The organism is Klebsiella sp. 141240 (assembly GCF_050600805.1).
In the GTDB taxonomy this organism is placed as follows: domain Bacteria; phylum Pseudomonadota; class Gammaproteobacteria; order Enterobacterales; family Enterobacteriaceae; genus Klebsiella; species Klebsiella aerogenes.
In genome coordinates this window covers 1-26,908 of record NZ_JAQIRK010000012.1, presented here as the reverse complement: position 1 = coordinate 26,908, position 26,908 = coordinate 1, and the positions used below count along the sequence as shown (strand labels likewise).

Here is a 26,908-nt window from a genome sequence, read left to right as displayed (position 1 = left end):
TATACATGGGCGCTATATATCGCCCAAATAATTCGCCTGCAGCAGAATTATTCGAGCTGCTGGAGATCGCCCTGCGGCGTCACCCGCCAGCGGTGCTGGCAAAAACAGAGTAGCGGGTTATCCTGCTCGCTATCGCTATAGCCGCTATATAAGCGTAGCGGCGCGCCGATCCGCTGTTCCAGCTGCGCTACTTTCTCATGGCCCAGGCAACGCAGCGTCAGCACCCAGCCGCCGCGACGGCGGCTCATGCGACTGGCGATAAGCTTTACGCGCGGCAGCCAAAGCGTATCGGCATAGACCTGTTCCACCAGCGACTGCGGTGAGCCGGTAATCAGCCAGACGTCGGCATCGGTACTGGTTAAATAGTCGTTTAGCCGGCCCTGTACCACCGGAAAGGCGGTCACGTGCTGGCGAAACCAGCTAACGAACTCCGCCTCCAGACGCTTAAGATGGCTTTCACGCCGGCCACAGGTGGCGGCCCACAGCAGCAGGCTCATCGGCCAGCGCGCCGCGCGTCCGTTAACCAACAGCCCCAGCAGTACTATTGGCGACAAGGCCGCCACTGCCAGTACGTTGAGCGGTTGACGACGTAAGAGGTAACGAATAAAGCTGCCGAACATATCCTGCTGGTGCAAGGTGCCATCAAGATCGAAAAACACGACTCGTCGCGCGTTACTGTTCAAACCGAACTCCTTTCTGGTACGGATTTTCCTGGCGATGTCGATAGCTTAACAGGCTTGCCGCGACGAGCGCGAAATTGTCTGCCGTGGTTGAGGTAAGATTCAGAATCTGACCCGTTCGCATAATTCTTCACAGCAGAATTTTTAATTCGTATTATTCCACTTATAATCGAATACAAAATTCTTTTCGCCGCTAACGCCCTCCTTCGGAGAAGCCATGAACTGTTTAATCCGCATCCGCCAACGTTACCCGTCGCTGGCGGCGAGCGACAAAAAACTTGCCGACTTTATTCTGGCTCAGCCGGACCAAACCCGCCATCTCAGCTCGCAGCAGCTGGCGGGCGAAGCGGGTGTAAGCCAGTCCAGCGTGGTGAAGTTCGCGCAAAAAATGGGGTTCAAAGGCTTTCCGGCATTAAAACTGGCGCTCAGCGAAGCGCTGGCTAGCAGCCCGGATCCGCACTCTGTACCGGTACATAACCAAATTCGCGGCGACGATCCGCTGCGTCTGGTGGGCGAGAAGTTGATCAAGGATAACATCGCGGCGATGCACGCCTCGCTTGACGTCAACAGCGAAGAGAAACTTCTGGAGGCTGTGACCCTACTGCGCGATGCTCGCCGGGTGATCATTACCGGCATCGGCGCCTCCGGGCTGGTGGCGCGCAATTTTAGCTGGAAGTTAATGAAAATTGGCATCAACGCCGTCGCCGAGCAGGATATGCATGCGCTGCTGGCAACGGTGCAGGCGATGTCGGCGGACGATCTGCTGCTGGCTATCTCCTATTCCGGCGAACGCCGCGAGATCAATATGGCGGCTGCTGAAGCGCTACGCGTTGGCAGCAAAATCCTCGCGATCACCGGGTTTACTCCCAACGCCTTGCAGCAGCAGGCTTCGCAGTGTCTCTACACTATTGCTGAAGAGCAGGCGACGCGCAGCGCGGCGATCTCCTCCACCAGCGCGCAAATGATGCTCACCGATCTCCTGTTTATGGCGCTGGTGCAGCAAGATCTCGAACACGCGCCGGAACGCATACGCCATAGCGAAGCGCTGGTGAAAAAGCTGGTCTGAGTAGAAAATGGGCATCTGGCAATGCCCACAAACATTAGATTGTTTTTAGCTGATTGATAATAAAAGGATTTAGCTGTAATAAAAGCAGCAATTTTCGCGGCGCCCCGGTTGGCTGGCGTCGTTTTGTTTCCCAGCTTTTTACCAGGTCGTAGCTCACCCCTACCGCCAGGGCAAAATCCTGTTGTTTTAAGCCCGTCGCTTCGCGAATCGCTTTCACATCGATCGGGCTAAAGGTGTGAACATGCTGCGGCTCAGGGGTTTGTTCACCTTTTTCAATTCTCACCATTTCTTCTGCACTGGCCAGCAGATCGGCAAATAACTCGTCTTTCATCTGTACCTCATCGCCCTCGTGGACACCACTGGCACCGTTGCCTCGTGGGAGTGACAGAACCTCAGCGGGATACCAGCATAGCGGATAACTGCTTCAGCATCTTCTTTTGTTCTTCCGTTAAATCATCCAGCTCATTTTTGGGATAGACCAATGCCAGATAAATTCGCCCTTTACGCGTCACATTGTAATAAATAATTCTCACCCCGCCACGCTTGCCCATCCCCGGTCGGCTCCAGCGAATTTTTCGAAATCCCCCAGTCCCTGCAATGGTATCGCCAGCCTCAGGATCCTCAATCAACATCTCCTGAAAAACGCGAAACTCGTCATCCGGTAGAAGCGCCTGACGCCGTTTACTGAAACCCTGCAGCTCAATAAAAGTGTACATACCGCATCCTGCGTATCATGATTATAAAATCATCATAAGTGTACAGGGTACAACAAGCAAGTTGATAAATGTACCAGGTACATATTCAGGGTCAACGGGATTATAAATATACACGCTAGCGAAGCGCTGGTGAAAAAGCTGGTCTGAGTAGAAAATGGGCGTATAATGCCCGCCCTGTTTGTGTTGTTTCTGAGATTTTCCTGATGGCGCTGTTAATCACCAAAAAATGCATCAATTGCGACATGTGCGAGCCGGAGTGCCCTAATGAGGCCATTTCGATGGGCGAGAGCATTTATGAGATTAACAGCGATCGCTGCACCGAGTGCGTGGGCCACTACGACACGCCAACCTGCCAGAAAGTGTGCCCGATCCCGAATACTATTCTCAAAGATCCGGCGCACGTCGAGAATGAAGAACAGTTGTGGGATAAATTCGTGCTCATGCACCACGCGGATAAGCTTTAACCGCGGGTTTAGCTTTCGACGATCACCGTGGCGCAGGCATAGTGGCGTTCATCGGCGAGAGTGACGTGAATAGCGCTTACCCCCATCCGTTCAGCCAATAGCTTTGCTTCGCCCCATAGCCGCAGTTTCGGCTTGCCTAATTCATCGTTGAAAACTTCGAACTGATTAAACGCCAGGCCGTTGCGAATACCGGTTCCGAGCGCTTTCGCCGCCGCTTCTTTGACCGCAAAGCGTTTTGCCAGAAAACGCACCGGCTGCTGATGATGCTCCCAAATGCTCCATTCGTGATCGCTCAGCACCCGGCGCGCCAGGCGATCGCCGCTACGGGCGATCACCGCTTCGATGCGGGCGATTTCGACGATGTCGGTACCCAGCCCGAGAATCGCCATTAGCCGCGCGCTTCCAGCATCAGGCGTTTCATTTCCGCGACAGCTTCTTTCAGGCCGCTCATCACCGCGCGACCAATAATGGCATGACCGATATTCAGCTCATGCATTTCCGGCAAGGCGGCAATGGCTTTCACGTTGTGATAGGTCAAACCGTGACCGGCATTCACCTTCAGACCAAGGCTGGCGGCATAAGTCGCCGCTTTGGCGATACGCTCAAGCTCTTTTGCCTGTTCGGCATCGGTTTTGGCATCGGCATAGCAGCCGGTATGGATTTCGATATACGGCGCGCCCACGTCGGCAGCCGCTTTGATCTGCTCATCATCCGCGTCAATAAACAGGGAGACCAGAATACCGGCATCCGCCAGGCGCTGACAGGCATCGCGCATCTTATCGCGCTGTCCGGCCACGTCCAGCCCACCCTCGGTGGTCACTTCCTGACGCTTCTCCGGCACCAGGCAGCAAAAGTGCGGTTTAGTTTCGCAGGCAATCGCCAGCATCTCTTCAGTGACCGCCATTTCAAGGTTCATTCGGGTGTGCAGAGTCTGGCGCAGGATGCGCACGTCACGATCGGTGATATGGCGGCGGTCTTCGCGCAGGTGCACGGTAATACCATCGGCGCCGGCCTGTTCTGCAATAAAAGCCGCCTGCACCGGATCCGGATAAGCGGTACCGCGCGCGTTACGCAATGTCGCAATGTGGTCAATATTGACCCCTAACAGTAATTCAGCCATGACAATCCTCGTTAATCATTATTCGTATTATCGGCTCGCGCCTTTCGCGCGGGCATAAACTGGCGAAACAGTTCCCGGCTCTTGAGCGGTTTCCCTCCAAGATACGGCTTCAGGGCGATGCGGGTAAAGCGCTTCGCGGCGCGCAGCGTATCTACATCCGGAAACTCTCGGCTAGCCAACGCTTTCAAATGGTGCCCGGTAAACGTGCTGTTATCAATCACCAGGCTGGCGATAAAGCCTTTTTCTTCACGATAGCGGTAGGTCATGGTGTCATCCACCGGGTCGCCGCTGCCGGCGCAGTGGAGGAAATCAACGCCATAGCCCAGGTGCCCGAGCAGCGCCAGTTCAAAGCGCCGCAGCGCGGGCTCCGGCGAACCGCTGGTCCCGGCAAGGGCCTGAATGCAGTGCAGGTAGTCGAAAAAGAGTTCGGAGAAGCGCGTTTCGTGCTCGAGCACACGGGAGATGAGTTCGTTAACGTAAAGACCGCTGTAGAGCGTGATGCCGCTGAGCGGCAGCGCCAGCGAGACGGCTTCCGCGCTGCGAAGGGTTTTGACTTCGCCGCGGCCGCCGAAGCGAACCAGTAAGGGGGTGAAGGGCTGTAAAGCGCCTTTGAGATTAGAACGTTTGGAGCGTGCGCCTTTGGCAACCAGGCGCACGCGGCCGGACTCTTCCGTGAAGACGTCCAGCATCAGGCTGGTTTCGCTCCACGGTCGGCTATGCAGGACAAAGGCGCGCTGCCATCCATCCACGTTGCGTTAACTCAGAGGTCGTCAACGTAACCGAGACTGCGCAGCGCGCGCTCGTCATCGGCCCAGCCGGATTTCACTTTGACCCACAGTTCGAGGTGCACCGGCGCTTCAAACATCTCTTGCATGTCTTTACGCGCTTCGATGCCGATGGTTTTGATTTTGGCGCCTTTGTTGCCAATTACCATCTTCTTCTGCCCTTCACGCTCGACGAGGATCAGACCGTTGATGTCGTAACCGCCGCGTTCGTTACTCACGAAACGTTCAATTTCGACGGTCACGGAGTACGGTAGTTCAGCGCCGAGGAAACGCATCAGCTTTTCACGGATGATCTCGGAAGCCATGAAACGCTGGGAACGGTCGGTAATGTAATCTTCCGGGAAGTGATGAATCGCTTCCGGCAGATGTTTACGTACGATCGACGCGATAGTATCAACGTTGGTGCCGGTTTCCGCAGAGATCGGCACGATGTCGAGGAAGTTCATCTGGCTGGCAAGGAACTGCAGGTGCGGCAGCAGATCCGCTTTTTCCTGCACGTTATCAACTTTGTTGACGGCCAGAATCACCGGCGCGCGCGCATCGCGCAGCTTGTTCAGCACCATCTCGTCATCTTGCGTCCAGCGGGTGCCTTCAACGACAAAGATAACCAGTTCCACGTCGCCAATAGAGCTGCTGGCCGCTTTGTTCATTAAGCGGTTAATCGCGCGCTTCTCTTCCATATGCAGGCCCGGGGTATCAACATAAATCGCCTGATACGGCCCTTCGGTATGGATACCGACGATGCGGTGACGGGTAGTCTGCGCTTTACGGGAAGTGATCGAAATCTTCTGCCCCAGCAGCTTGTTCAACAGCGTGGATTTGCCAACGTTTGGACGACCAACGATGGCGACAAATCCGCAATAACTTTTTTCTTCGCTCATTCCAGCTCCAGTTTTTTCAGCGCCTGTTCGGCGGCAGCCTGCTCCGCCTTGCGACGGCTGGAACCTGTGCCAACCACCGGTTCACTCAGGCCACTGACCTGGCAGTGGATAGTAAATTCCTGATCGTGCGCTTCGCCGCGTACCTGGACGACCAGGTAGGACGGCAGCGGCAGATGACGCCCCTGCAGATATTCCTGCAGACGAGTCTTCGGATCCTTTTGCTTATCGCCCGGGCTGATTTCATCCAGACGAGTCTGGTACCAGGAGAGGATTAAGCGTTCAACATTTTGAATATCGCTGTCGAGGAAAACCCCGCCGATTAAGGCTTCTACGGTGTCAGCCAGAATCGATTCGCGACGAAAACCGCCGCTCTTCAGCTCGCCAGGCCCAAGGCGCAGGCACTCGCCCAGTTCAAATTCGCGGGCGATTTCCGCCAGCGTATTGCCTCGCACCAGCGTCGCGCGCATACGGCTCATATCTCCTTCGTCTACCCGAGGGAAACGATGATAGAGCGCATTGGCGATCACGAAGCTTAAAATAGAGTCGCCTAAAAACTCGAGACGCTCGTTGTGTTTGCTGCTGGCACTGCGGTGAGTTAATGCCTGTTGCAACAGCTCCTGATGAACAAAAGTGTAGCCCAGCTTTCGTTGAAGCCGATTAATTACGATGGGGTTCATGCGTTACCAATAAATGAATGCGTCAAAGATGCAGCACACGAAACCGACCTGAGCATACATACCCTTGATATATAAGGGCAGAAACTAACCAACGCGGTTTCGTGTGCAGTGTCACTCTTTCGAGAGACAACCAAAAACTTCGGGGGGATATTCTATACGCAACGACAAGGGATGTCGTTAGTTTGGATGGATTTAAATACTAAATAATTCACGCTGCCGTTATTGCACCAGCAGCGTGAATTAAGATGGGGAATTAGTGGATGCCGCCGATGCGCGATAAACGTACGCCGGTTGGCCACTCACCTTCCTGTTTTTCGAAGCTCATCCAGATGGCGGTGGCTTTACCCACCAGGTTCGCTTCCGGCACGAAACCCCAGTAACGGCTGTCGGCGCTGTTGTCGCGGTTATCGCCCATCATGAAGTATTCACCCGGCGGAACGACCCACGTTGCCAGTGGTTGGCCAGACTGACGATAGTACATCCCCACCTGATCCTGAGCGATAGGTACCGTCAGAATACGGTGGGTCACTTCGCCCAGCGTTTCTTTGCGCTCGGTCAGACGAATACCGTCGGCTTTGGTTTCGCCTTTTGGCAGTTGCCAGAAACCGCTAGTTGCTTCACCGCCGTTGCGACGGGAGAAGGTCTGAACGAAATCGCTTGGTTCGACGTTGGAGTAGGTGATCGGCAAGGCGCTACCGCATGCCTGACCCGACGCGCAGCCAGGCTCGATCGTGACCTGTTTAGCGACCGGATCGTAAGTGACTTTATCACCCGGCAGACCAACCGCACGCTTGATGTAGTCAAGGCGCGGATCTTCCGGATATTTAAATACCACGATGTCGCCGCGCTTCGGATGACCGGTTTCGATCAGCGTTTTCTGGTAGATCGGATCTTTAATACCATAGGCGAATTTCTCCACCAGGATAAAATCGCCAATCAGCAGAGTCGGCATCATCGAACCTGACGGGATCTGGAACGGTTCATAGATAAACGAACGCACAATCAGCACAATCGCCAGCACCGGGAAGATCGAGGCGCCGGTTTCCAGCCAGCCCGGTTTTGGGCCGACCTTCTTCAGCGTTTTCTTGTCCAGCTGATCGCCGGTCGCTGCCTGAGCAGCGGCCTGACGTTCACGACGTTTCGGTGCGAATATGAACTTATCCAGACACCACAACAGCCCTGTGACGAGGGTCGCAATGACCAGAATCAGGGCAAACATGTTCGCCATGCCAACTCCTTAGATTATTTGCCGTCTTTACCAACGTGCAGAATGGCGAGGAACGCTTCCTGCGGCAGTTCAACGTTACCAACCTGTTTCATACGCTTCTTACCTTCTTTCTGCTTCTGCAGCAGCTTTTTCTTACGGCTGACGTCACCGCCGTAGCATTTCGCCAGGACGTTTTTACGCAGCTGTTTCACGGTAGAGCGCGCGATGATGTGGTTGCCAATAGCCGCCTGAATCGCGATATCGAACTGCTGACGCGGGATGAGCTCTTTCATCTTCTCGACCAGCTCGCGGCCACGATACGGCGCGTTGTCGTTGTGCGTAATTAACGCCAGCGCATCGACGCGCTCACCGTTGATCAGCACGTCAACGCGCACCATGTTAGAGGCCTGGAAACGCTTGAAGTTATAATCCAGCGACGCATAGCCGCGGGAGGTGGACTTCAGACGGTCGAAGAAGTCGAGGACCACTTCCGCCATCGGGATTTCATAGGTCAGCGCAACCTGTTTGCCGTGGTAAACCATGTTGGTTTGCACGCCGCGTTTCTCGATACACAAGGTGATCACGTTGCCGAGGAACTCCTGCGGCAGCAGCATGTGACATTCGGCGATCGGTTCACGCAGTTCCTGAATATTATTCAGCGGCGGCAGCTTCGACGGACTATCGACGTAAATAACCTCTTTAGAGGTGGTTTCTACTTCATAGACTACCGTCGGCGCGGTGGTAATCAGGTCAAGATCGTATTCACGCTCCAGACGCTCCTGAATGATTTCCATGTGCAGCAGGCCGAGGAAGCCGCAGCGGAAGCCGAAGCCCAGCGCCGTTGAGCTTTCCGGCTCATAGAACAAGGATGCATCGTTCAGACTCAGTTTACCCAGCGCATCGCGGAAGTTCTCATAGTCATCAGAGCTCACCGGGAACAGACCGGCATAGACCTGTGGCTTCACTTTTTTGAAGCCCGGCAGCGCCTTATCCGCTGGATTACGCGCCGCGGTCAGGGTATCGCCCACCGGCGCGCCAAGGATGTCTTTAATGGCGCACACCAGCCAACCCACCTCGCCGCATTTGAGTTCGGTACGGTCAACCTGTTTCGGGGTGAAGATGCCCAGACGGTCGGCGTTATAGACCTGACCGGTGCTCATCACCTTAATTTTGTCGCCTTTGCGCATGGTGCCGTTTTTAATACGCACCAGCGACACGACGCCTAAATAGTTATCGAACCAGGAGTCGATAATCAGCGCCTGCAGCGGCGCGTCCGGATCGCCTTCCGGCGGCGGAATGTCGCGTACCAGACGTTCCAGCACATCCGGCACGCCAACACCGGTTTTCGCCGAGCAGCGAACCGCGTCGTGAGCGTCGATACCGACGATATCTTCAATCTCGTCCGCTACGCGCTCAGGGTCGGCCGCAGGCAGGTCGATCTTGTTAAGAACCGGAACGACTTCGAGGTCCATTTCCATCGCGGTATAGCAGTTCGCCAGGGTCTGGGCTTCTACGCCCTGCCCGGCGTCAACCACCAGCAGCGCGCCTTCGCACGCTGCCAGGGAGCGCGAGACTTCATAAGAGAAGTCAACGTGGCCCGGGGTGTCGATAAAGTTAAGCTGATAGGTTTCACCATCGCTGGCTTTATAGTCGAGGGTGACGCTCTGCGCCTTGATGGTAATGCCGCGCTCACGTTCAAGGTCCATGGAGTCCAGAACCTGGGCCGCCATTTCGCGATCAGAAAGGCCACCGCAAATCTGGATGATACGGTCAGACAGCGTCGACTTACCGTGGTCGATGTGAGCGATGATCGAAAAGTTACGTATATTCTTCATATTTAGAGTTAATTATGCCTTACGAGTCTCATGAGGCCGCTGTTCTGTGCCTGACGTTTTTTAATCCGAAAACGCCGCATTCTACACTACATCCGCGAAACCAGGAAATGCTGTTAGATCCAGCATAACGGCAGAATTGTGGCGTTGTATCAGGAAGCGTAAATAAAGATGAGGGACAGTGAAATCACTGCCCCATTTCAGAGGAAGGCGTATCAACACGCAGCAAATCCGGCGGTAAACCGACGCTTAAAATCACCGGCTGCCACGACTGGCGAGCAGCCAGCTTCGGCGACAGCCCGCGCGCCACCAGGAATCCGCCGACGCCGCCAAGCAACGCGCCGCACAGCGAAGCAATATCGCTGGCAAACAACACCTGAAAAATAGATGCCATCACAAACAGCCCGAACAGCGGCGCCATGTAGACCAGCATCGCCGAACCCAGCAAGCTGCTTTCAGCAATGCCCAGCTCCACTTTTTGCCCGGCCGTCAGCGGCTGGTCGCAGGGAACGCTAATGGTATGGCTGGTTTGCGGCCCCAGTTTATTGAGCACCCGGCTACCGCAACCGGCGCGCGAGGCGCAGCTGCTGCAAGAGGCTTTAACATCGCAGTGAACCTGCGCCACGCCGTTATGCCAGGAGACGACAGTCGCCCACTCTTTGATCATTGCGCGGCCCTGAACTTAATGCTGTCTGAGATACGTTTTGCCGTCTGCGGCGGTAATTCGCCAACCACCGAGATTTCGGCGTTATCGCGCACCGAAGTGCTGACGGTACGGCGACCGGTGCGCAGCAGCTGATCGCTGCTGTTAGCCGTCGCGCGGTTAACGTTAACGGAGAAGCTAAACAGACCGTCGGAATAGAGACGAGACTCGACCGGACCGTCGAAGGTCGGTAAACGACGCTGGCTGCTGGAAACTTCCGTCACGCCCTGCGGCAGCCAGGTTGGCGCCCAGTTAAAGTTGGCTTTATTGCCGCTTTCCGGAACCGACAGTTGCGGCGGCAGGCTGGCTTTTGACAGCGCTTCCATACTCGAGCTTACGTTATCACCGATATTGAATGAGACCACCCGGAACTGCTCCAGGGTTTCACCGTCGCGGTCGAGCAAGTCGACGCGTAGCGGCAGCTTGGTCTCGGCATCCAACCACGCAATGTAGCTATAGCGCGTACCGTCGCGGGCCACCACGCGCACTACATCGCATAGGCGATCGGCGATACGCGTCCGGCCAACGGAGATGAAATCATAATACGAGGCCAGCTTTTTGAAATCGGTATACACCAGAGACGGCAAGGAATCGACGATATAGTCGCCGTTCAGGGTGAAGGGATCGAGACCGGGTTCAAAATAGCTGATTTCAGTACCGCGCAGCACCACTTCCCGACGAGGACCGTCGAGCTGCAGCAACTGAGCAAGGGGCTGGTTGTTCAACCGCACGTGACGATAGCGCAGCGACTCAACGCCCTGTTTGTTGATACTGACAAAAGACAGCTCGTAGTTGAGGGACTGGCTAGCCAGGTTCATCTGCTGCAACAACGCCCCGGACGATGTATCAGCCGAGGCGTTGGTGGAGAAGAACAGGCTGCCTGCCATGAGCGACATGGCACACCAAAGTTGCTTCATTACTGCGATTGCGTTCCTAAAGTTTGATAACCCGGCACCTGAACAGCGGCTTGCTGAGTCTGGGCCTGGCCAAACTGAAGCTGCTCAGCGTGCAGGCGACGCTGCAATTCATAGTCCTGCAGCATAGCATTAATACGACGACGTTGCTCCTGAACCTGCGCCTGCTGACCGCTGCCGGCGGAGGCATCGGCCGGAACGCCCAGGCTAACCGGGCTAGCTTTGCCCATCATCGGCATGGTGTTGAAGACTGGCGCTTCCGGCTGCTGGGAGGCATCGGAGTGTCCGTTATACTGTTGGACACCGACGATAACTGCCAGAGAAACGCACGCTGCCACGCCCATTTGGGTAAGCGAGCTGGCCCACGGGCGCACTTTCTGCCAGAAAGGCATTTGACGCCACTGGTGTGGAGCGGGTTGAGATTCAGGAATAAGCGGCGCAACCTGACGAGCAGGTTCGTTCTCGATGGCGGCCATCACGCGAGCTGAGATATCAAATTGGAGCATCTCAGCGGTATCGCCTCGCAGCGTGTCGCGGATGAGATGGTAGCTCTCCCAGGTTTTTTGCATTTCAGAAGAACGACTCAGCTCATTGAGCAGCTCGTTATCCAGCGTTTCACCATCCATTAAGGCCGAAAGTTTTTCTTTCTGCATGCCTGATACCCTTTTCCAGTATTCCGCTATCGTCAACGCCTGATTAGCGGTTGAACTTTATTATCAATAGCTTCACGTGCCCGGAAGATACGCGAACGTACCGTGCCAACCGGACAATCCATGATGGCGGCTATTTCTTCATAGCTCAGGCCATCCAGCTCCCGCAACGTAATTGCCATGCGTAAATCTTCCGGGAGCGATTCAATGGTACGAAAAACTATTTGTCTCAGCTCTTCTGACAACATTAAGTTCTCAGGGTTCGAAATTTCTTTCAATGCCCCGCCGCTTTCGAAGTTTTCCGCCTCGTTGGCGTCAACATCGCTTGATGGCGGACGGCGTCCCTGAGCAACCAGATAATTCTTTGCCGTGTTCACGGCGATACGATACAACCAGGTATAAAAAGCGCTATCCCCCCGGAAAGAATCCAGCGCACGCCACGCCTTCACGAACGATTCCTGAACAACGTCAGCGATATCGCCCGGCGGTACATAGCGGGAGACCAGGCTTGCCACCTTGTGCTGATAGCGCACTACCAGTAGGTTAAAGGCTTTCTGATCTCCTTTCTGGACCCGTTCAACGAGGACCTGATCCGTTAACTGCTCGCTCATCCGAGGTAATGTCTCCCCAAACCCAATTCCCATGCGTATTCAGAACACCACCCAAGCACTGCATTATGAGCAAGCAGACGTTTGGAGTGTCTGAACACAATAAAGTTCCGTTACGCTTTTGATTTTTGTCTGACAACGGTGGACTGATTGTTATCTCTCATTATAAGTCCCGTTGTTCAACGCCAGGTAAGCTAATGAAGAAAAAGCGCAAGGCCCGCCTGAAGGGTAACGTAACCCAACTTATTTTTCACTATAAAATCTGAAGGTAACGGTCTGCTTCGCAAATATTTTCTTTCGTTTACATATTTACTTTTCCGCCTGCCTTGTTTAGCCCGCACAACTATTCACGAAAATAATTGTACGATTTAGCCCCACCAGGTGCTATGGTGAGGCCATTGTGTTTAGTAAATTAAACAGAAGCTATGAAGACGACTCCCGACTTTTCCTGCGATGTATTGATTATCGGCAGCGGCGCTGCCGGATTGTCTCTGGCGCTGCGCCTGGCGGAACGCCACTCGGTTACCGTCCTGAGCAAAGGCCCGGTTAGCGAAGGTTCAACTTTCTATGCCCAAGGAGGGATTGCCGCCGTTTTCGACGAAACCGACAGCATCGAATCCCACGTCGAAGATACGCTCATCGCCGGGGCCGGCCTTTGCGACCGTCATGCCGTCTCCTTTGTCGCAAGCAACGCCAAACCCTGCGTACAGTGGCTTATCGATCAGGGGGTACTGTTTGATACCCAGGTCCAGGCCAATGGCGAAGAGAGCTACCATCTGACCCGCGAAGGCGGCCATAGCCATCGGCGGATCCTGCATGCCGCCGATGCCACCGGTAAAGAGGTTGAGACGACGTTGGTTGGCAAAGCGCTGGCGCATCCGAATATCACCATTCTGGAACGTAGCAACGCGGTTGACCTGATTATCTCCGATAAGATTGGCCTGCCGGGTACCCGGCGGGTGGTGGGCGCATGGATCTGGAACCGTAATAAGGAAAAGGTAGAAACCTGCAGCGCAAGAGCCGTGGTGCTCGCGACCGGCGGCGCAGCTAAAGTCTATCAATACACCACCAACCCTGATGTCTCCTCCGGCGACGGCATCGCCATGGCCTGGCGCGCGGGATGCCGTGTGGCCAATCTCGAATTTAACCAGTTCCACCCTACCGCGCTGTTTCATCCACAGGCGCGAAACTTCCTCCTGACGGAAGCCCTGCGCGGCGAAGGCGCGCTATTGAAACGGCCTGACGGTAGCCGCTTTATGCCGGACTTCGACGAGCGCGGCGAACTGGCCCCGCGCGATATCGTCGCCCGCGCCATCGACCATGAGATGAAACGCCTCGGCGTCGACTGCATGTATCTGGATATTAGCCATAAGCCCGAAGCGTTTATTCGCCAACATTTCCCGATGATTTATGAAAAGCTACTCGGCCTCGGCATTGATTTAACCAAAGAGCCGGTGCCTATCGTGCCAGCCGCCCACTATACCTGCGGCGGCGTGATGGTGGATGATAACGGACGTACCGACGTCGACGGCCTGTACGCTATCGGCGAGGTGAGCTACACCGGGCTGCACGGCGCCAACCGCATGGCCTCGAACTCATTGCTGGAGTGTCTGGTGTACGGCTGGTCGGCAGCCGAGGACATTGCCAAACGCCTGCCGCTGGCGCAAGCGGCGGAACAGCTGCCGCCGTGGGATGAAAGCCAGGTTGAGATCCCGGATGAACTGGTGGTGATTCAACATAACTGGCACGAACTGCGCCTGCTAATGTGGGATTATGTCGGAATTGTGCGTACCACCCGCCGGCTGGAACGAGCGCTGCGGCGTATTACTATGCTGCAGCAAGAGTTGGATGAGTATTACGCGCGTTTTCGCGTCTCCAATAACTTACTGGAGCTACGCAATCTGGTGCAGGTGGCCGAGCTTATCGTGCGTTGCGCCATGCAGCGTAAGGAGAGCCGCGGCCTGCACTATACGCTCGACTATCCGGACACGCTGGAAAACAGCGGTCCGTCGGTGCTCTCGCCGCTTGCTCACATAAAGAGATAGAAATCGCGGGTCAGGGCGGTAAAGCCTTCAGAGTACTGCTGCTCTGGCCCACGAACCACCAGCCGATCGCTGAAACACTCGCCGGCGCTGGGAGAGAATGCCAGCAAGACGCGATGCGGCGGACGCATTTCTGTTTCCGCCACGTCGGTGCGTAAGCGCAAATGCCATCCCATCGCTTTCGCCCTATCGACAAACGCATTACCAATATCCACCGGCAGCACTACGCAGAAAAAGCCCTCCTCGGTAATCAGATCTGCGGCGCAGGCGAGCAGCGTCGTATGATCGAGCGAGGTGGTATAACGCGCTTGTTCGCGCTGCGACGTCGCGCAAGGTACGCCTTCGGCAAAAAACGGCGGATTGCTGACGATAAGCTCATAGCGCCGCGGCGGCTGCGGCTGCCACTGCTGAATCGGCGCCTGAAATACCGCGACGCGTCCAGACCAGCTGCTGGCCGCCACGTTATCCCGCGCCTGCGCCGCGGCCTCTTCATCCAACTCCACCGCATCCAATTGGACCGAATCCGCGGTACGCTGGGCTAACATTAATGCCAACAAACCGCTACCGGTTCCGATATCCAGCACGTGCTTCACCTGAGCAATCGGCGCCCAGGCGCCCAGCAGAATACCGTCGGTACCGACTTTCATGGCGCAGCGATCGTGGGCGACAAAAAATTGTTTAAAGGTAAAACCATTGCGCGGCAGCGCAAACTTCGACTGAGACATCCTCAAAACCTTGCTGACGAAAACTCCTGTGCTTAAGGCTATGCACAATACCGGAGAACAGATAGCCTTACAAACAGATGAACATTACGTCAGTAACGTCTATAATCGGCGGCCCACTCAGAGGTAGAACATGACTGTAACGACTTTTTCCGAACTTGAACTCGACGAAAACCTGCTGGAAGCGCTCCAGGATAAAGGTTTCACACGCCCGACAGCCATTCAGGCCGCCGCTATTCCGCCTGCGCTTGATGGCCGTGATATTCTCGGTTCTGCGCCGACAGGCACCGGTAAAACTGCGGCATATTTGCTGCCAGCGTTGCAGCATCTGCTTGATTTCCCGCGTAAGAAATCGGGGCCGCCGCGGATCCTTATCCTGACGCCGACCCGCGAGCTGGCGATGCAGGTTGCCGATCACGCCCGCGAACTGGCGAAGCATACCCATCTGGATATTGCCACCATTACCGGCGGCGTTGCGTACATGAACCACGCGGAAGTGTTCAGCGAAAACCAGGATATCGTGGTCGCCACCACCGGTCGCCTGCTGCAGTATATTAAAGAAGAGAACTTCGACTGCCGCGCGGTAGAAACGCTGATCCTTGATGAAGCGGACCGCATGCTGGACATGGGCTTTGCCCAGGATATCGAAACCATCGCCGGTGAAACCCGCTGGCGCAAGCAGACCATGCTGTTTTCCGCCACGCTGGAAGGCGATGCGATTAAAGACTTTGCCGAACGCCTGCTGGAAGAGCCGGTTGAAGTTTCTGCAAATCCGTCGACCCGCGAACGTAAAAAAATTCACCAGTGGTACTATCGCGCCGATGATATCGATCATAAAACCGCGCTGCTGGTTAATCTGCTGAAGCAGCCGGAAGCAACCCGCTCTATCGTCTTCGTGCGTAAACGCGAGCGCGTTCACGAACTGGCCGCTAAGTTGCACGAAGCTGGCATTACCACCTGCTGGCTGGAAGGCGAAATGGTGCAGATCAAACGTAATGAGGCGATTAAACGCCTGACCGATGGTCGCGTGAACGTGCTGATTGCCACCGACGTCGCCGCGCGCGGTATTGATATTCCGGATGTCAGCCACGTGTTTAACTTCGATATGCCGCGCACCGCCGATATCTATCTGCACCGTATTGGCCGTACCGGCCGTGCTGGTAAGAAAGGCACCGCTATTTCGCTGGTTGAAGCGCACGATCACCTGCTGCTGGGCAAAATCGGCCGCTACGTTGAAGAACCGCTGAAAGCGCGCGTGATTGATGAATTGCGACCGAAAACCCGCGCGCCGAGCGAGAAGTTAACCGGTAAGCCTTCAAAGAAAGTGCTGGCGAAACGCGCCGAGAAAAAAGAGAAAGAAAAAGAGAAGCCGCGGGTGAAGAAACGCCACCGCGATACCAAAAACATCGGTAAGCGCCGTAAGCCAAGCGCTGCCGGGACGCCGTCAACGTCTAACGAAGAGTAAAAAAAACGCCGGGATATCCCGGCGTTTTCACATCTGGCTTCAGCCTTACAGGCTTTCGGTAAAGGTACGAGCGATAACGTCGCGCTGCTGTTCCGGAGTCAGAGAGTTAAAACGTACCGCGTAGCCGGAAACACGAATAGTCAGCTGCGGGTATTTTTCCGGGTGCTCAACGGCATCCAGCAGGGTTTCGCGACGCAGCACGTTCACGTTCAGGTGCTGACCGCCTTCCACGCGGACTTCCGGTTTCACGTCTACCGGGATTTCACGGTATTCGATTTCACCCAGTTTGCTCACCGCAACCACGTCATCTTCCGCAAAACCACCCTTGGCACACAGGCAGCGCGCTTCGCCTTTTTCGCTATCCAGCAGCCAGAAAGAGTTCAGCAGGTCGTCGTTTGCCGCTTTAGTAATTTGGATACCAGTAATCATTTGATGCCTCCCAGGCAGTGTTTATTCGATTTTGGCCTCTTAGCGGCCAATTGGTAAAACCATTGTTGTATGAGTGTATATATATCAGCCGCCCACCCGGCATTCATTGATTTAAATCAACAAAAACCACTCACTCAAAGTGGGTATATAGGGATAGTATTGTTTTACATCAAGTTACGCCAGTAGATGCCATAAAAAATATTGTAAATTTTCAATTTTTTTTATGCGCAATCAGTCAGGAATAACGTCGCGATTTTGTTATGCAGAAAGAAGCAGTTAAGCTATGGGCATGACACTTTGCAGGAGAGCAAGATGACCACCCCATTAACCTGGCACGACGTGCTGGCGGAAGAGAAGCAGCAGCCCTATTTTCTCAACACCCTCAAGACCGTCGCCGAAGAGCGCCAGTCCGGCATGACTATCTATCCGCCGCAGAAAGATGTCTTTAACGCCTTTCGCTATACCGAACTGGGCGAGGTCAAAGTGGTCATCTTAGGTCAGGATCCCTATCACGGCCCGGGACAGGCGCACGGTCTGGCCTTTTCTGTTTTACCGGGAGTGCAGATACCGCCGTCGCTGCTGAACATGTATAAAGAGCTGGAAGGCACCATCCCCGGCTTTCAGCGCCCGGCGCATGGTTATCTCGAAAGCTGGGCACGCCAGGGCGTGCTTCTGCTTAATACCGTGTTAACGGTGCGCGCCGGCCAGGCGCATTCACACGCCAGTCTCGGCTGGGAAACCTTTACCGATAAAGTGATAGCGCTAATTAACCAGCATTGTGAAGGAGTGGTATTTTTATTGTGGGGCGCACACGCGCAGAAAAAAGGCGCCATTATCGATCGCCAGCGCCATTGCGTTCTGAAAGCGCCGCACCCATCGCCGCTGTCGGCGCACCGCGGTTTCTTCGGCTGCAACCACTTTGTGCAAACCAACCAGTGGCTGGCCGAACGCGGTGAGGCGCCCATTGACTGGATGCCGGTGCTGCCCGCTGAAAGCGAGTGAGCGACGACAATAAAAAAGCCAGCATCAGCTGGCTTTTTGCATTCAGAGACCGATATCAGGCCTTATTCTGACGCCACCATTCCGCCAGCAGCACGCCGGTCGCCACGGAGACGTTAAGGCTTTCGACGTTACCGGTGCCGTCGATGGCGACGTTGAGGTCAGAGCTGGAGATCGCCGCATCGGACAGACCGTCGCGCTCCTGGCCTAATACCAGCACCATTTTTTTCGGCAGCTCGGCCTTAAACAGCGGCGTACCGTTATGGCTGGACGTAGAGACGATAGCGTAGCCAGCCTGACGGAACTGCGTCAGGGTATCGATAAAGCTGTCGCCGGTGATCGGCTCAACATGTTCCGCGCCGCCTTCTGCAGTACGGATCGCCGCGCCAGACTCCAGCACGCCGGCATCCTGCACTACTACGCCTTTCACGCCAAAGTGCGCGCAGCTACGCATAATCGCGCCGAGGTTGTGTGGGTTGCCGACATCTTCCAGCGCCAGTACGCAATCTTCGGCTTCTGCTTTCGCCACCCACTGGGCCACGGAAGTACCATGACGTTTTTTGATCAGGAAGCAGACGCCGCCGTGGTGTTCGGTACCAGACGCCTTCGCCAGCTCGGCTTCGTCCACAACGTGGTAGGCCTTACGGTTGGCCGCCATCCAGCGCAGCGCCTCTTTAAAGCGCGGAGTGACGCTCTGGATAAACCAGGCACGTACGATGGCTTCCGGACGGCTCTGGAACAGCGCCTGACAGGCGTTCTCGCCGTAGACGCGAGTCTCTTCGGCACGTTGACGACGCAGTACTTCCGGATCGATAAAGCTCTTACCGCTGATGCCGCCGTGATCTTCTTTTACCGGCGTCTCATCGCCAGGGGCGCGGGAAACGGTACGCCACGGGGATGCATCATCACGGTTAAAATCATTGCGCTTGCGATCGTCGCGTTTGCGATCGTCGCCGCGGCTGTTACGTTCATCGCGCGCAGGGCGGCTGCGGCCGTCAACACGTGACTTTCCTGGACGACCTCCCCCTTTCCCGGTACGCGGGTTATGGGTACGTTTGTCAGAATCATCATCACTGCGGACATACATCACTTTGACCTTGCCGCTTTTATTTTTCAGTTCGTCGCTCATCTATTTTCTCCACCTGCGCTGCGCGAAGCGCGAAGATTACCCGATGTATCTTCACTTAGCCATTATTTCATTTAAAAGCCTTGGTCTATTGTAACCATCGAACAAAAGACATTGTCCTTTATTCGCGCCTCATCGATAATATGTAACATTACAGAAACAAATCGGCCACGTGCCGCGCTGCAACCCCATAACCAGAGGTTAGTTATGAATACCGTTTGTGCCAGTTGTCAGGCTCTTAACCGCATCCCCGAAGACCGTAGCGCTGATGGCGCCAAGTGCGGACGCTGCGGCCACGATCTTTTTGACGGCGATGTCATCAACGCGACCGGGGCAACGCTGGATAAACTATTAAAAGACGATCTGCCAGTCGTTATTGATTTCTGGGCCCCGTGGTGCGGCCCATGCCGTAGCTTCGCGCCGATCTTTGAAGATGTGGCTGAAGAGCGCAGCGGCGAAATGCGTTTTGTGAAAGTGAACACCGAAGCCGAACGCGAACTGAGCGCTCGCTTCCGCATCCGTAGCATCCCAACCATTATGATGTTCAAAAATGGTGAAATGGTCGACATGCTGAATGGCGCCGTCCCCAAAGCGCCGTTCGATAGCTGGCTGAACGAAGCCAACCAGCAGTAAACCCACCGGGGCACCGCTTGTGCCCCGTTTTCTCCTCTGCGACAATAGCGTTTTTCATTAGCGACTCCCATGATTGATAACGCTGTCCTTCGGCTACGCGCCGAACTCCTCGCGCGCGCAACCCGGCCTTTTCTTGCTCGCGGCAACCGCATCCGCCGCTGTCAGCGCTGCCTGCTCCCCCTAAAACAGTGTCTGTGCGCAACGCTGGCGCCGGCACCTGCCGACAGCCATTTTTGCCTGGTGATGTTCGACACCGAGCCAATGAAGCCCAGCAATACCGGACGCCTTATCGCCGATATTCTGCCCAACACCGAAGCGTTTCAGTGGTCGCGTACCGAGCCGCCGCGGGCGCTGCTCGATCTGGTCGCCAACCCTGATTATCAGCCCATGGTCGTCTTTCCGGCCTCCTATGCCGGAGCGGATCGTCAGGTACTGAGCGTCCCGCCGGAGGGTAAGCCGCCGCTGTTTATTATGCTCGACGGCACCTGGACGGAAGCGCGGAAAATGTTTCGCAAAAGCCCGTATCTCGATGCGCTGCCGGTGATCTCTGTCGACCTGTCGCGCATCTCCGCCTATCACCTGCGCGAGGCCCATGCCGACGGCCAGTACTGTACGGCGGAAGTCGCCATCGCCCTGCTGGACTTAGCCGGCGACGCACAGGCGGCTGCCGCGCTTGGCGATCACTTTAGCCTGTTCAGAAGCCGCTATCTGGCGGGAAAAACGCAGCATAAGGGCAGTATCACAGCACAACAGGCTGAAAGCGTTTAAAATCATTCGGTCACTGGGGATCAAAGGAGACCGGTATGAGCCAACGAGGCCTGGAAGCACTGCTGCGGCCAAAATCGATCGCCGTCATTGGCGCATCGATGAAACCGCAGCGCGCTGGCTATTTAATGATGCGCAATCTGTTGGCCGGCGGTTTTAATGGCCCGGTCCTGCCGGTGACGCCCGCCTGGAAGGCGGTGCTTGGCGTACTGGCGTGGCCGACTATCGACAGCCTGCCGTTTACCCCGGACCTGGCGGTGCTCTGTACTAACGCCCGGCGCAACCTCGAGTTGCTCGAGGCCTTAGGGCGGAAAGGGTGTAAAACCTGCATTATCCTCTCTTCACAGCCGGATCAGTACCCGGCGCTGCTCGAATGCGCCGCCCGTTATCAAATGCGTCTGCTCGGCCCCAACAGCCTGGGGCTACTGGCACCGTGGCAGGGGCTGAACGCCAGCTTTTCGCCGGTCCCTATCCAGCGCGGCAAGCTGGCGTTTATCTCGCAATCCGCCGCCGTCTCTAACACCATTCTGGACTGGGCGCAGCAGCGTGAAATGGGTTTTTCGTACTTTATTGCGCTGGGCGATAGCCTTGATATCGACGTCGACGACCTGCTCGATTTTCTCGCCCGCGATAGCAAGACCAGCGCTATCCTGCTCTATCTGGAGCATCTCAGCGATGCCCGGCGTTTTGTCTCCGCTGCCCGTAGCGCCTCGCGTAATAAACCCATTCTGGTCATTAAAAGCGGCCGCAGCCCGGCGGCGCAGAAATTACTGCATGTCAACTCAGGGATGGATCCCGCCTGGGACGCCGCTATTCAGCGGGCGGGGCTGCTGCGCGTGCAGGACACCCATGAACTCTTTTCCGCCGTTGAAACCCTGAGCCATATGCGCCCATTGCGCGGCGAAAAGCTGATGATCATCAGTAATGGCGCCGCGCCGGCAGCGCTGGCGTTGGACGAACTGTGGCTGCGTAACGGCAAGCTCGCCAATCTCAGTGAAGCCACCTGTGACCAGCTCAGGCAGGCGTTACCGACAGGCGTCGAAGTGGCTAATCCTCTGGATCTGCGCGATGACGCCAGTAGCGAGCACTATCTCAAAGCGCTGAATGTATTGCTGGACAGCCAGGATTATGATGCGCTGCTGGTGATTCACTCCCCCAGCGCCGCGGCGCCGGGTACCGAAAGCGCGCTGGCGTTGATTGATGCCCTTAAGCGTCATCCGCGCGGAAAATATGTCACGGTGCTGACGAACTGGTGCGGGGAGTTCTCCTCCCAGGAGGCGCGACGGCTATTTAGCGAGGCAGGTATTCCAACCTATCGCACACCCGAGGGTACCATTACCGCCTTTATGCATATGGTGGAATACCGTCGCAACCAGAAACAGCTCCGTGAAACGCCGGTATTGTCCGATACGTTGACCGCCAATACCGCCGAGGCTCACACGCTGTTGCAGCGCGCGCTGAGCGAAGGCGCGACCTCACTGGACACCCATGAGGTCAGCCCGGTGCTGCGCGCCTACGGCATCCATACTCTTCCCACCTGGATTGCCGCCGACAGCGCCGAAGCGGTACATATCGCCGAGCAGATTGGCTACCCGGTGGCCTTGAAGTTACGTTCGCCGGATATTCCGCATAAATCTGAAGTTCAGGGCGTTATGCTCTATTTGCGTACTGCTGCTGAAGTCCAGCAGGCGGCGGACGCGATTATTGACCGGGTAAAAATGGCCTGGCCGCAGGCGCGCATTCATGGCCTGTTGGTACAGAGCATGGCCAACCGCGCCGGGGCACAGGAACTTCGGGTCGTCGTCGAGCATGACCCGCTTTTCGGCCCGCTGATTATGCTTGGCGAGGGCGGCGTCGAATGGCGAGCGGAAAATCAAGCCGCGGTCGCCCTGCCGCCGCTGAATATGAACCTGGCGCGTTATCTGGTGATCCAGGCCATCAAGAGCAAAAAGATCCGCGGACGCAGCGCGCTACGCCCGCTTGATATTCCCGGTCTCAGCCAGTTGCTGGTACAGGTCTCTAACCTGATCGTCGATTGCCCCGAGATCCAGCGGCTGGATATTCACCCCTTGCTTGCTTCCGGCAACGAATTTACCGCCCTCGACGTTACTCTCAGCCTGGCGCCATTTAGCGGCGACAGCGAAAGCCGGCTGGCAGTCAGACCCTATCCGCAGCAACTTGAGGAATGGGTGGTAATGAAAAACGGCGAGCGCTGCCTGTTCCGGCCGATCCTGCCTGAGGATGAACCTCTGTTATTAGCCTTTATTGAGCAGGTCACCAAAGAAGATCTCTATTACCGCTACTTCAGCGAGATCAACGAATTCACCCATGACGACTTAGCCAATATGACGCAGATCGACTACGATCGTGAAATGGCCTTTGTTGCGGTACGCGCCACGGAGCAAGGAAGCGAGATCCTCGGCGTGACCAGAGCGATTTCCGACCCTGATAATATTGATGCCGAGTTTGCCGTACTGGTACGCTCGGATCTGAAAGGTTTAGGCCTTGGCCGACAGCTCCTTGAAAAGCTGATCGCCTACACGCAAGGACACGGATTACAGCGCTTAAATGGCATCACCATGCCAAATAACCGCGGCATGATTGGCCTCGCCAGGAAACTTGGCTTTGCAGTGGATATCCAGTTAGAAGACGGAATTGTAAGCCTGTCTCTTGCACTAAATACGTTACATTCGGTGACAAGCGACAGCAATTAATGACCACATTCGCGGGTAGTGATGGTATTATTGCCCGCTTACGTCGTCTGCATGGTACAGAAGACCCTTCAATAAACAGAGAAGAAACGCACTGTGATGTTGTCAAAATTTAAGCGTAATAAACATCAACAACACCTTGCCCAACTCCCTAAGCTCTCTCAGTCAGTTGATGATATCGAGTTCTTTTACGCGCCGGCTGATTTCCGCCAGGCGCTACTGGCAAAGATAGCCCACGCCACCCAGCGTATTTGCATTATTGCGCTCTACCTCGAGCAAGATGATGGCGGAAAAGGAATACTGCAAGCCCTGTATGACGCTAAACGTCAACGTCCGGAACTGGATGTACGCGTGCTAGTTGACTGGCATCGCGCCCAGCGCGGCCGCATCGGCGCAGCAGCCTCCAATACCAATGCCGACTGGTACTGTCGTATGGCCCAGGAAAACCCTGGGATTGAAATCCCGGTCTATGGCGTCCCGGTCAATACCCGGGAAGCGCTCGGCGTGCTCCATTTTAAAGGCTTCATCATCGACGATAGCGTCATCTATAGCGGCGCCAGCCTGAATGATGTGTACCTGCATCAGCATGATAAATATCGCTACGATCGCTATCAGTGTATCCGCAACGGCAAGATGGCCGACGTAATGTTCGACTGGGTCGAGCACAACCTGGTACAGGGTCGCGGCGTAAATCGACTGGATCGCCCGGATCGGCCGAAAAGCCCGGAAATCAAAAATGATATCCGCCTGTATCGCCAGGATCTGCGCGAAAGCGGCTATCACTTCACCGGCAATGCCGATGAAGATCAACTGTCAGTCACACCGCTGGTCGGGCTCGGTAAATCGAGCCTGCTCAACAAGACTATCTTCCACCTGATGCCGTGTGCGGAACATAAGCTGACCATCTGCACCCCGTATTTCAACCTGCCCGCCGTACTGGTCAGAAACATTATTTCTCTGCTACGCAGCGGCAAAAAAGTGGAAATCATCGTCGGCGATAAGACCGCGAACGACTTCTATATCCCGGAAGATCAGCCGTTTAAAATCATCGGCGCATTGCCTTATTTGTACGAAATTAACCTGCGTCGCTTCCTGAGCCGACTGCAATATTATGTGAATACCGATCAGCTCATCGTGCGTTTATGGAAAGATGACGATAACAGCTACCACCTGAAAGGTATGTGGGTTGATAACGACTGGATGCTGTTGACCGGCAACAACCTCAATCCGCGCGCCTGGCGGCTGGATTTGGAAAATGCCGTGCTTATCCACGATCCTAAGCATCAACTGCGCGAAATGCGGGAAAAGGAGCTTCAGCTCATCCGTACGCATACGACGGTAGTGAAGCATTATCGCGATCTACAAAGCATTGCCGACTATCCGGTGAAGGTGAAAAAGCTCATCCGCCGTCTGCGACGCATCCGCATCGACCGTCTTATCAGCCGCATTCTCTAAGATCAACGCCCCGTAATACGGGGCTTTTTTCAGGAAGCACTATGCGCTACTTCGTGATTATTATCCCTCTTCTGCTCAGTGGTTGCAGCCATATGGCCAATGATTCCTGGCGTGGTCAGGACAAGGCCCAACACTTTCTCGCGTCGGCAATGCTCTCCGCGGCCGGCAATGAATATGCGCAGCATCAGGGATACAGCCGCGATCGCAGCGCCGCCATCGGCCTGATGTTTTCCGTTAGTCTGGGGGCATCAAAAGAGTTATGGGACAGCCGCCCGGCTGGGAGCGGCTGGAGCTGGAAGGATTTCGCCTGGGATGTCGCCGGCGCCACCACCGGCTATGCGGTGTGGCAACTGGCGCATCAATAAGGTTACAAACGCAGGCCCTTCCCTTTGCCATGTAGCATCAGGGAGACCAGGAAGGCAATCGCCGCCATTACCGTCACGTACCAGTAGAAGGCATTTTCCATTCCCGCAGATTTAAGCGACAGCGCGACATATTCAGCCGAACCGCCGAACAGCGCGTTTGCTACCGCATAGGACAGGCCCACGCCCAGCGCGCGAACCTGTGCTGGAAACATTTCCGCCTTCAGGATACCGCTGATGGAAGTGTAGAAGCTGACGATCAACAACGCGCAAATCACCAGCGCAAATGCGGCATACGGCGAGCTAACATTCTGCAGCGCACTCAAGATTGGCACGGTAAACAGCGTCGCCAGCACGCCGAAGCATAGCATTGAAGTGCGGCGCCCCACCTTATCCGAGAAGGCGCCAAACAGCGGTTGTACCAGCATATACACGAAAAGCGCCGCCGTCATAATCATGCTGGCGGTGCTGGCCGACATGCCTGCGGTATTCACCAGATATTTTTGCATGTAGGTGGTGAAGGTGTAAAAAGTCAGCGAGCCAGCGGCGGTAAAGCCCAGCACCATGACAAAAGCGCGGCGATTACGCCACAAACCTTTAAAGGAACCGGCCTCTTTCAGCGCACGAGTTTCCTGCTTCGAGGTTTCATCCAACTGACGGCGCAGCCACAGCGCGACGATGGCCAGTACGGCGCCCAGCGCAAAGGGAATACGCCATCCCCAGGCATGCAAGTCTTCATCACTGAGGATTTGCTGTAGCGCGACAACGACCAGTACCGCCAGCAGTTGACCGCCAATTAACGTAACGTACTGGAAAGAGGCGTAGAATCCTTTCTTTCCTTCTACTGCCACTTCACTCATGTAGGTCGCACTGGTGCCATATTCCCCGCCAACGGACAGGCCCTGGAACAGACGTGCCAGCAACAGCAGCGCCGGTGCCCAGGTACCGATAGTGGCGTATCCCGGTAGACAAGCAATCACCAGCGAGCCGAAGCACATCATGCATACCGAAATAAGCATTGAGGCTTTACGTCCGCGCCGGTCAGCAATGCGGCCAAATAGCCAGCCGCCGATGGGGCGCATCAGGAAGCCAGCGGCAAAAACTCCGGCTGTTTGTAACAATTGAGTGGTGGTATTTCCTGAAGGGAAGAAGATGTGCGCAAAATAGAGTGAGCAAAATGAGTAGACATAAAAATCAAACCATTCCACCAGGTTCCCTGAAGATGCACCCACAATTGCCCACACACGGCGCCGGGTATCGCCCTGCTCCAGGGCCCCCTGCTCGTTAATGCTACTTTCTGTCATTATAATTTTGCTCCAGCAAAGACCGTAATCTGTCTCATCGGGCGTGACACGTCACTTGGACAAATTAATTAGTGAACCAAATGTTATATAATTGTTATTTATTTATATGTGATTGTATTCACATTTTTTTTCGTAACACTGGTTTTCGCGATTTACGTCAGTACATGAGCAGTGAAAAAGTGAATTATGGCGAAGTGGGTATAACAACGGGGTTTTATATGGCTTTGAATGAAGGTGAGCGTGTGGATATGGCGCGATCTTCCCCGCAGGAGGTGCGGATCGGTAGCCCCGGTAAGCGCAGCGCCACCGGGGAGATGGCGGCGCGTCTGGCCGCAAAACACAAAAACAAAAGGCCCGGTCTTCCGACTGAGCCTTTCATTTATATTGATATGATCGCTTTCCCCGGGGGCGGCGCGAGGCGCCTTTCCCGGGCTACGGGTTGCTACGCGGTCTGTAGCCCCGGTAAGCGCAGCGCCACCGGGGAGATGGCGGCGTACCTGGCCGCAAAACACAAAAACAAAAGGCCCAGTCTTCCGACTGAGCCTTTTGTTTTATTTGATGCCTGGCAGTTCCCTACTCTCACATGGGGAGA

Annotated in this window: 30 protein-coding genes; 11 read left to right on the top strand and 19 right to left on the bottom strand. The window is 55.4% G+C overall.

All coding sequences use genetic code 11. From position 1 onward, the window contains the following. Positions 1–47 precede the first annotated feature (47 nt). Positions 48–683, bottom strand: a complete 636-nt coding sequence (gene yfhb, locus PGQ95_RS19165; protein ID WP_045377600.1) for a phosphatidylglycerophosphatase C — start codon at positions 681–683, stop codon at positions 48–50. A gap of 214 nt (positions 684–897) precedes the next feature. On the opposite strand from yfhb, the gene PGQ95_RS19160 reads away from it, so the two are divergent. Then, positions 898–1,746: a MurR/RpiR family transcriptional regulator gene (locus PGQ95_RS19160; RefSeq protein ID WP_047043382.1), complete on the top strand. Its 849-nt coding sequence runs from the start codon at positions 898–900 to the stop codon at positions 1,744–1,746. Positions 1,747–1,780: 34 nt separating this feature from the next. Here PGQ95_RS19160 and nadS read toward each other — a convergent pair whose 3' ends face one another. Both nadS and PGQ95_RS19150 read right to left on the bottom strand, forming a co-directional pair. Next, positions 1,781–2,077, bottom strand: a complete 297-nt coding sequence (gene nadS / locus PGQ95_RS19155) for a NadS family protein (RefSeq protein ID WP_045392770.1) — start codon at positions 2,075–2,077, stop codon at positions 1,781–1,783. 61 nt (positions 2,078–2,138) lie between these two features. Further along, complete coding sequence (locus PGQ95_RS19150; RefSeq protein WP_203034259.1) at positions 2,139–2,462, bottom strand: type II toxin-antitoxin system RelE/ParE family toxin; 324 nt, start codon at positions 2,460–2,462, stop codon at positions 2,139–2,141. 203 nt (positions 2,463–2,665) lie between these two features. Between PGQ95_RS19150 and PGQ95_RS19145 the strand changes: the two genes are divergently transcribed. Further along, a complete protein-coding gene (locus tag PGQ95_RS19145; protein ID WP_015370294.1) occupies positions 2,666–2,926 on the top strand; it encodes a YfhL family 4Fe-4S dicluster ferredoxin in 261 nt (86 codons plus the stop codon). 8 nt (positions 2,927–2,934) lie between these two features. On the opposite strand, the gene acpS is transcribed toward PGQ95_RS19145, so the two are convergent. From acpS to rseD, 12 genes are all read right to left on the bottom strand, one after another. Further along, positions 2,935–3,315, bottom strand: a complete 381-nt coding sequence (acpS, locus tag PGQ95_RS19140) for a holo-ACP synthase (protein ID WP_271031818.1) — start codon at positions 3,313–3,315, stop codon at positions 2,935–2,937. After that, entirely contained in the window at positions 3,315–4,046 is a 732-nt protein-coding gene (gene pdxJ, locus PGQ95_RS19135) for a pyridoxine 5'-phosphate synthase (protein ID WP_042893102.1), read from the bottom strand. Before pdxJ ends, acpS begins: the two co-directional genes overlap by 1 nt. 11 nt (positions 4,047–4,057) lie before the next feature. After that, positions 4,058–4,795: a DNA repair protein RecO gene (gene recO, locus PGQ95_RS19130; protein ID WP_032712187.1), complete on the bottom strand. Its 738-nt coding sequence runs from the start codon at positions 4,793–4,795 to the stop codon at positions 4,058–4,060. An 11-nt stretch (positions 4,796–4,806) separates the two neighbouring features. Further along, positions 4,807–5,712, bottom strand: coding sequence for a GTPase Era (gene era, locus PGQ95_RS19125; protein ID WP_015370290.1), 906 nt, complete (start codon positions 5,710–5,712; stop codon positions 4,807–4,809). Beyond that, positions 5,709–6,389 carry a ribonuclease III gene (gene rnc / locus PGQ95_RS19120; RefSeq protein WP_020078171.1) on the bottom strand — a complete coding sequence of 227 codons (681 nt, stop codon included), beginning with the start codon at positions 6,387–6,389 and terminating at the stop codon, positions 5,709–5,711. Before rnc ends, era begins: the two co-directional genes overlap by 4 nt. Before the next feature lie 253 nt (positions 6,390–6,642). Further along, the gene (gene lepB, locus PGQ95_RS19115; protein ID WP_045392778.1) at positions 6,643–7,617 is read right to left on the bottom strand and encodes a signal peptidase I; all 975 of its coding nucleotides are present in this window, start codon (positions 7,615–7,617) and stop codon (positions 6,643–6,645) included. A 14-nt stretch (positions 7,618–7,631) separates the two neighbouring features. Next, the gene (gene lepA / locus PGQ95_RS19110) at positions 7,632–9,431 is read right to left on the bottom strand and encodes a translation elongation factor 4 (protein ID WP_008803765.1); all 1,800 of its coding nucleotides are present in this window, start codon (positions 9,429–9,431) and stop codon (positions 7,632–7,634) included. Between the two features lie 184 nt (positions 9,432–9,615). After that, positions 9,616–10,095, bottom strand: a complete 480-nt coding sequence (gene rseC, locus PGQ95_RS19105; RefSeq protein ID WP_032712292.1) for a SoxR-reducing system protein RseC — start codon at positions 10,093–10,095, stop codon at positions 9,616–9,618. Beyond that, on the bottom strand, positions 10,092–11,048 hold the full coding sequence (rseB, locus tag PGQ95_RS19100; RefSeq protein ID WP_045392783.1) for a sigma-E factor regulatory protein RseB: 957 nt from the start codon (positions 11,046–11,048) through the stop codon (positions 10,092–10,094). The genes rseC and rseB overlap by 4 nt, the downstream gene beginning before the upstream one ends. Next, positions 11,048–11,698 carry an anti-sigma-E factor RseA gene (gene rseA, locus PGQ95_RS19095; RefSeq protein WP_015370285.1) on the bottom strand — a complete coding sequence of 217 codons (651 nt, stop codon included), beginning with the start codon at positions 11,696–11,698 and terminating at the stop codon, positions 11,048–11,050. Before rseA ends, rseB begins: the two co-directional genes overlap by 1 nt. A 32-nt stretch (positions 11,699–11,730) precedes the next feature. Further along, positions 11,731–12,306, bottom strand: a complete 576-nt coding sequence (rpoE, locus tag PGQ95_RS19090; protein ID WP_002914074.1) for an RNA polymerase sigma factor RpoE — start codon at positions 12,304–12,306, stop codon at positions 11,731–11,733. Next, positions 12,303–12,365, bottom strand: a complete 63-nt coding sequence (gene rseD, locus PGQ95_RS19085) for a rpoE leader peptide RseD (RefSeq protein WP_350425049.1) — start codon at positions 12,363–12,365, stop codon at positions 12,303–12,305. The genes rpoE and rseD overlap by 4 nt, the downstream gene beginning before the upstream one ends. A 363-nt stretch (positions 12,366–12,728) precedes the next feature. Between rseD and nadB the strand changes: the two genes are divergently transcribed. Further along, positions 12,729–14,348 carry an L-aspartate oxidase gene (gene nadB / locus PGQ95_RS19080; protein WP_015703185.1) on the top strand — a complete coding sequence of 540 codons (1,620 nt, stop codon included), beginning with the start codon at positions 12,729–12,731 and terminating at the stop codon, positions 14,346–14,348. Here the strand turns inward: nadB and trmN are convergent. Further along, entirely contained in the window at positions 14,333–15,070 is a 738-nt protein-coding gene (gene trmN / locus PGQ95_RS19075; RefSeq protein WP_087858390.1) for a tRNA(1)(Val) (adenine(37)-N(6))-methyltransferase TrmN, read from the bottom strand. The two genes, nadB and trmN, sit on opposite strands and share 16 nt — an antisense overlap. 130 nt (positions 15,071–15,200) lie before the next feature. Between trmN and srmB the strand changes: the two genes are divergently transcribed. After that, positions 15,201–16,532 (top strand): ATP-dependent RNA helicase SrmB, encoded by a 1,332-nt coding sequence (srmB, locus tag PGQ95_RS19070; protein ID WP_087858389.1) that lies wholly within the window; start codon positions 15,201–15,203, stop codon positions 16,530–16,532. 45 nt (positions 16,533–16,577) lie between these two features. Here the strand turns inward: srmB and grcA are convergent, their stop codons facing one another. Continuing rightward, on the bottom strand, positions 16,578–16,961 hold the full coding sequence (gene grcA, locus PGQ95_RS19065; protein WP_002914084.1) for an autonomous glycyl radical cofactor GrcA: 384 nt from the start codon (positions 16,959–16,961) through the stop codon (positions 16,578–16,580). A gap of 312 nt (positions 16,962–17,273) precedes the next feature. Between grcA and ung the strand changes: the two genes are divergently transcribed. Then, the gene (gene ung, locus PGQ95_RS19060; protein ID WP_020078167.1) at positions 17,274–17,963 is read left to right on the top strand and encodes a uracil-DNA glycosylase; all 690 of its coding nucleotides are present in this window, start codon (positions 17,274–17,276) and stop codon (positions 17,961–17,963) included. 55 nt (positions 17,964–18,018) lie between these two features. On the opposite strand, the gene PGQ95_RS19055 is transcribed toward ung, so the two are convergent. Continuing rightward, entirely contained in the window at positions 18,019–19,089 is a 1,071-nt protein-coding gene (locus PGQ95_RS19055; protein WP_015703188.1) for a tRNA/rRNA methyltransferase, read from the bottom strand. Between the two features lie 204 nt (positions 19,090–19,293). On the opposite strand from PGQ95_RS19055, the gene trxC reads away from it, so the two are divergent. From trxC to PGQ95_RS19030, 5 genes are all read left to right on the top strand, one after another. Next, positions 19,294–19,719 carry a thioredoxin TrxC gene (gene trxC / locus PGQ95_RS19050; RefSeq protein WP_015370277.1) on the top strand — a complete coding sequence of 142 codons (426 nt, stop codon included), beginning with the start codon at positions 19,294–19,296 and terminating at the stop codon, positions 19,717–19,719. Positions 19,720–19,788: 69 nt separating this feature from the next. Beyond that, positions 19,789–20,487: a tRNA-uridine aminocarboxypropyltransferase gene (locus tag PGQ95_RS19045; RefSeq protein ID WP_430919037.1), complete on the top strand. Its 699-nt coding sequence runs from the start codon at positions 19,789–19,791 to the stop codon at positions 20,485–20,487. 35 nt (positions 20,488–20,522) lie between these two features. Then, positions 20,523–23,198 (top strand): bifunctional acetate--CoA ligase family protein/GNAT family N-acetyltransferase, encoded by a 2,676-nt coding sequence (locus PGQ95_RS19040; protein ID WP_087858387.1) that lies wholly within the window; start codon positions 20,523–20,525, stop codon positions 23,196–23,198. A gap of 96 nt (positions 23,199–23,294) precedes the next feature. Beyond that, positions 23,295–24,650, top strand: a complete 1,356-nt coding sequence (gene pssA / locus PGQ95_RS19035; RefSeq protein WP_430919093.1) for a CDP-diacylglycerol--serine O-phosphatidyltransferase — start codon at positions 23,295–23,297, stop codon at positions 24,648–24,650. Positions 24,651–24,691: 41 nt separating this feature from the next. Continuing rightward, positions 24,692–25,015: a YfiM family lipoprotein gene (locus PGQ95_RS19030; protein WP_087858385.1), complete on the top strand. Its 324-nt coding sequence runs from the start codon at positions 24,692–24,694 to the stop codon at positions 25,013–25,015. Positions 25,016–25,017: 2 nt separating this feature from the next. Here PGQ95_RS19030 and PGQ95_RS19025 read toward each other — a convergent pair whose 3' ends face one another. Further along, a complete protein-coding gene (locus PGQ95_RS19025) occupies positions 25,018–26,316 on the bottom strand; it encodes an MFS transporter (RefSeq protein WP_113374507.1) in 1,299 nt (432 codons plus the stop codon). Positions 26,317–26,387: 71 nt separating this feature from the next. Between PGQ95_RS19025 and PGQ95_RS19020 the strand changes: the two genes are divergently transcribed. After that, the coding region (locus tag PGQ95_RS19020; RefSeq protein WP_430919034.1) for a hypothetical protein at positions 26,388–26,908 on the top strand (521 nt) is incomplete at its 3' end.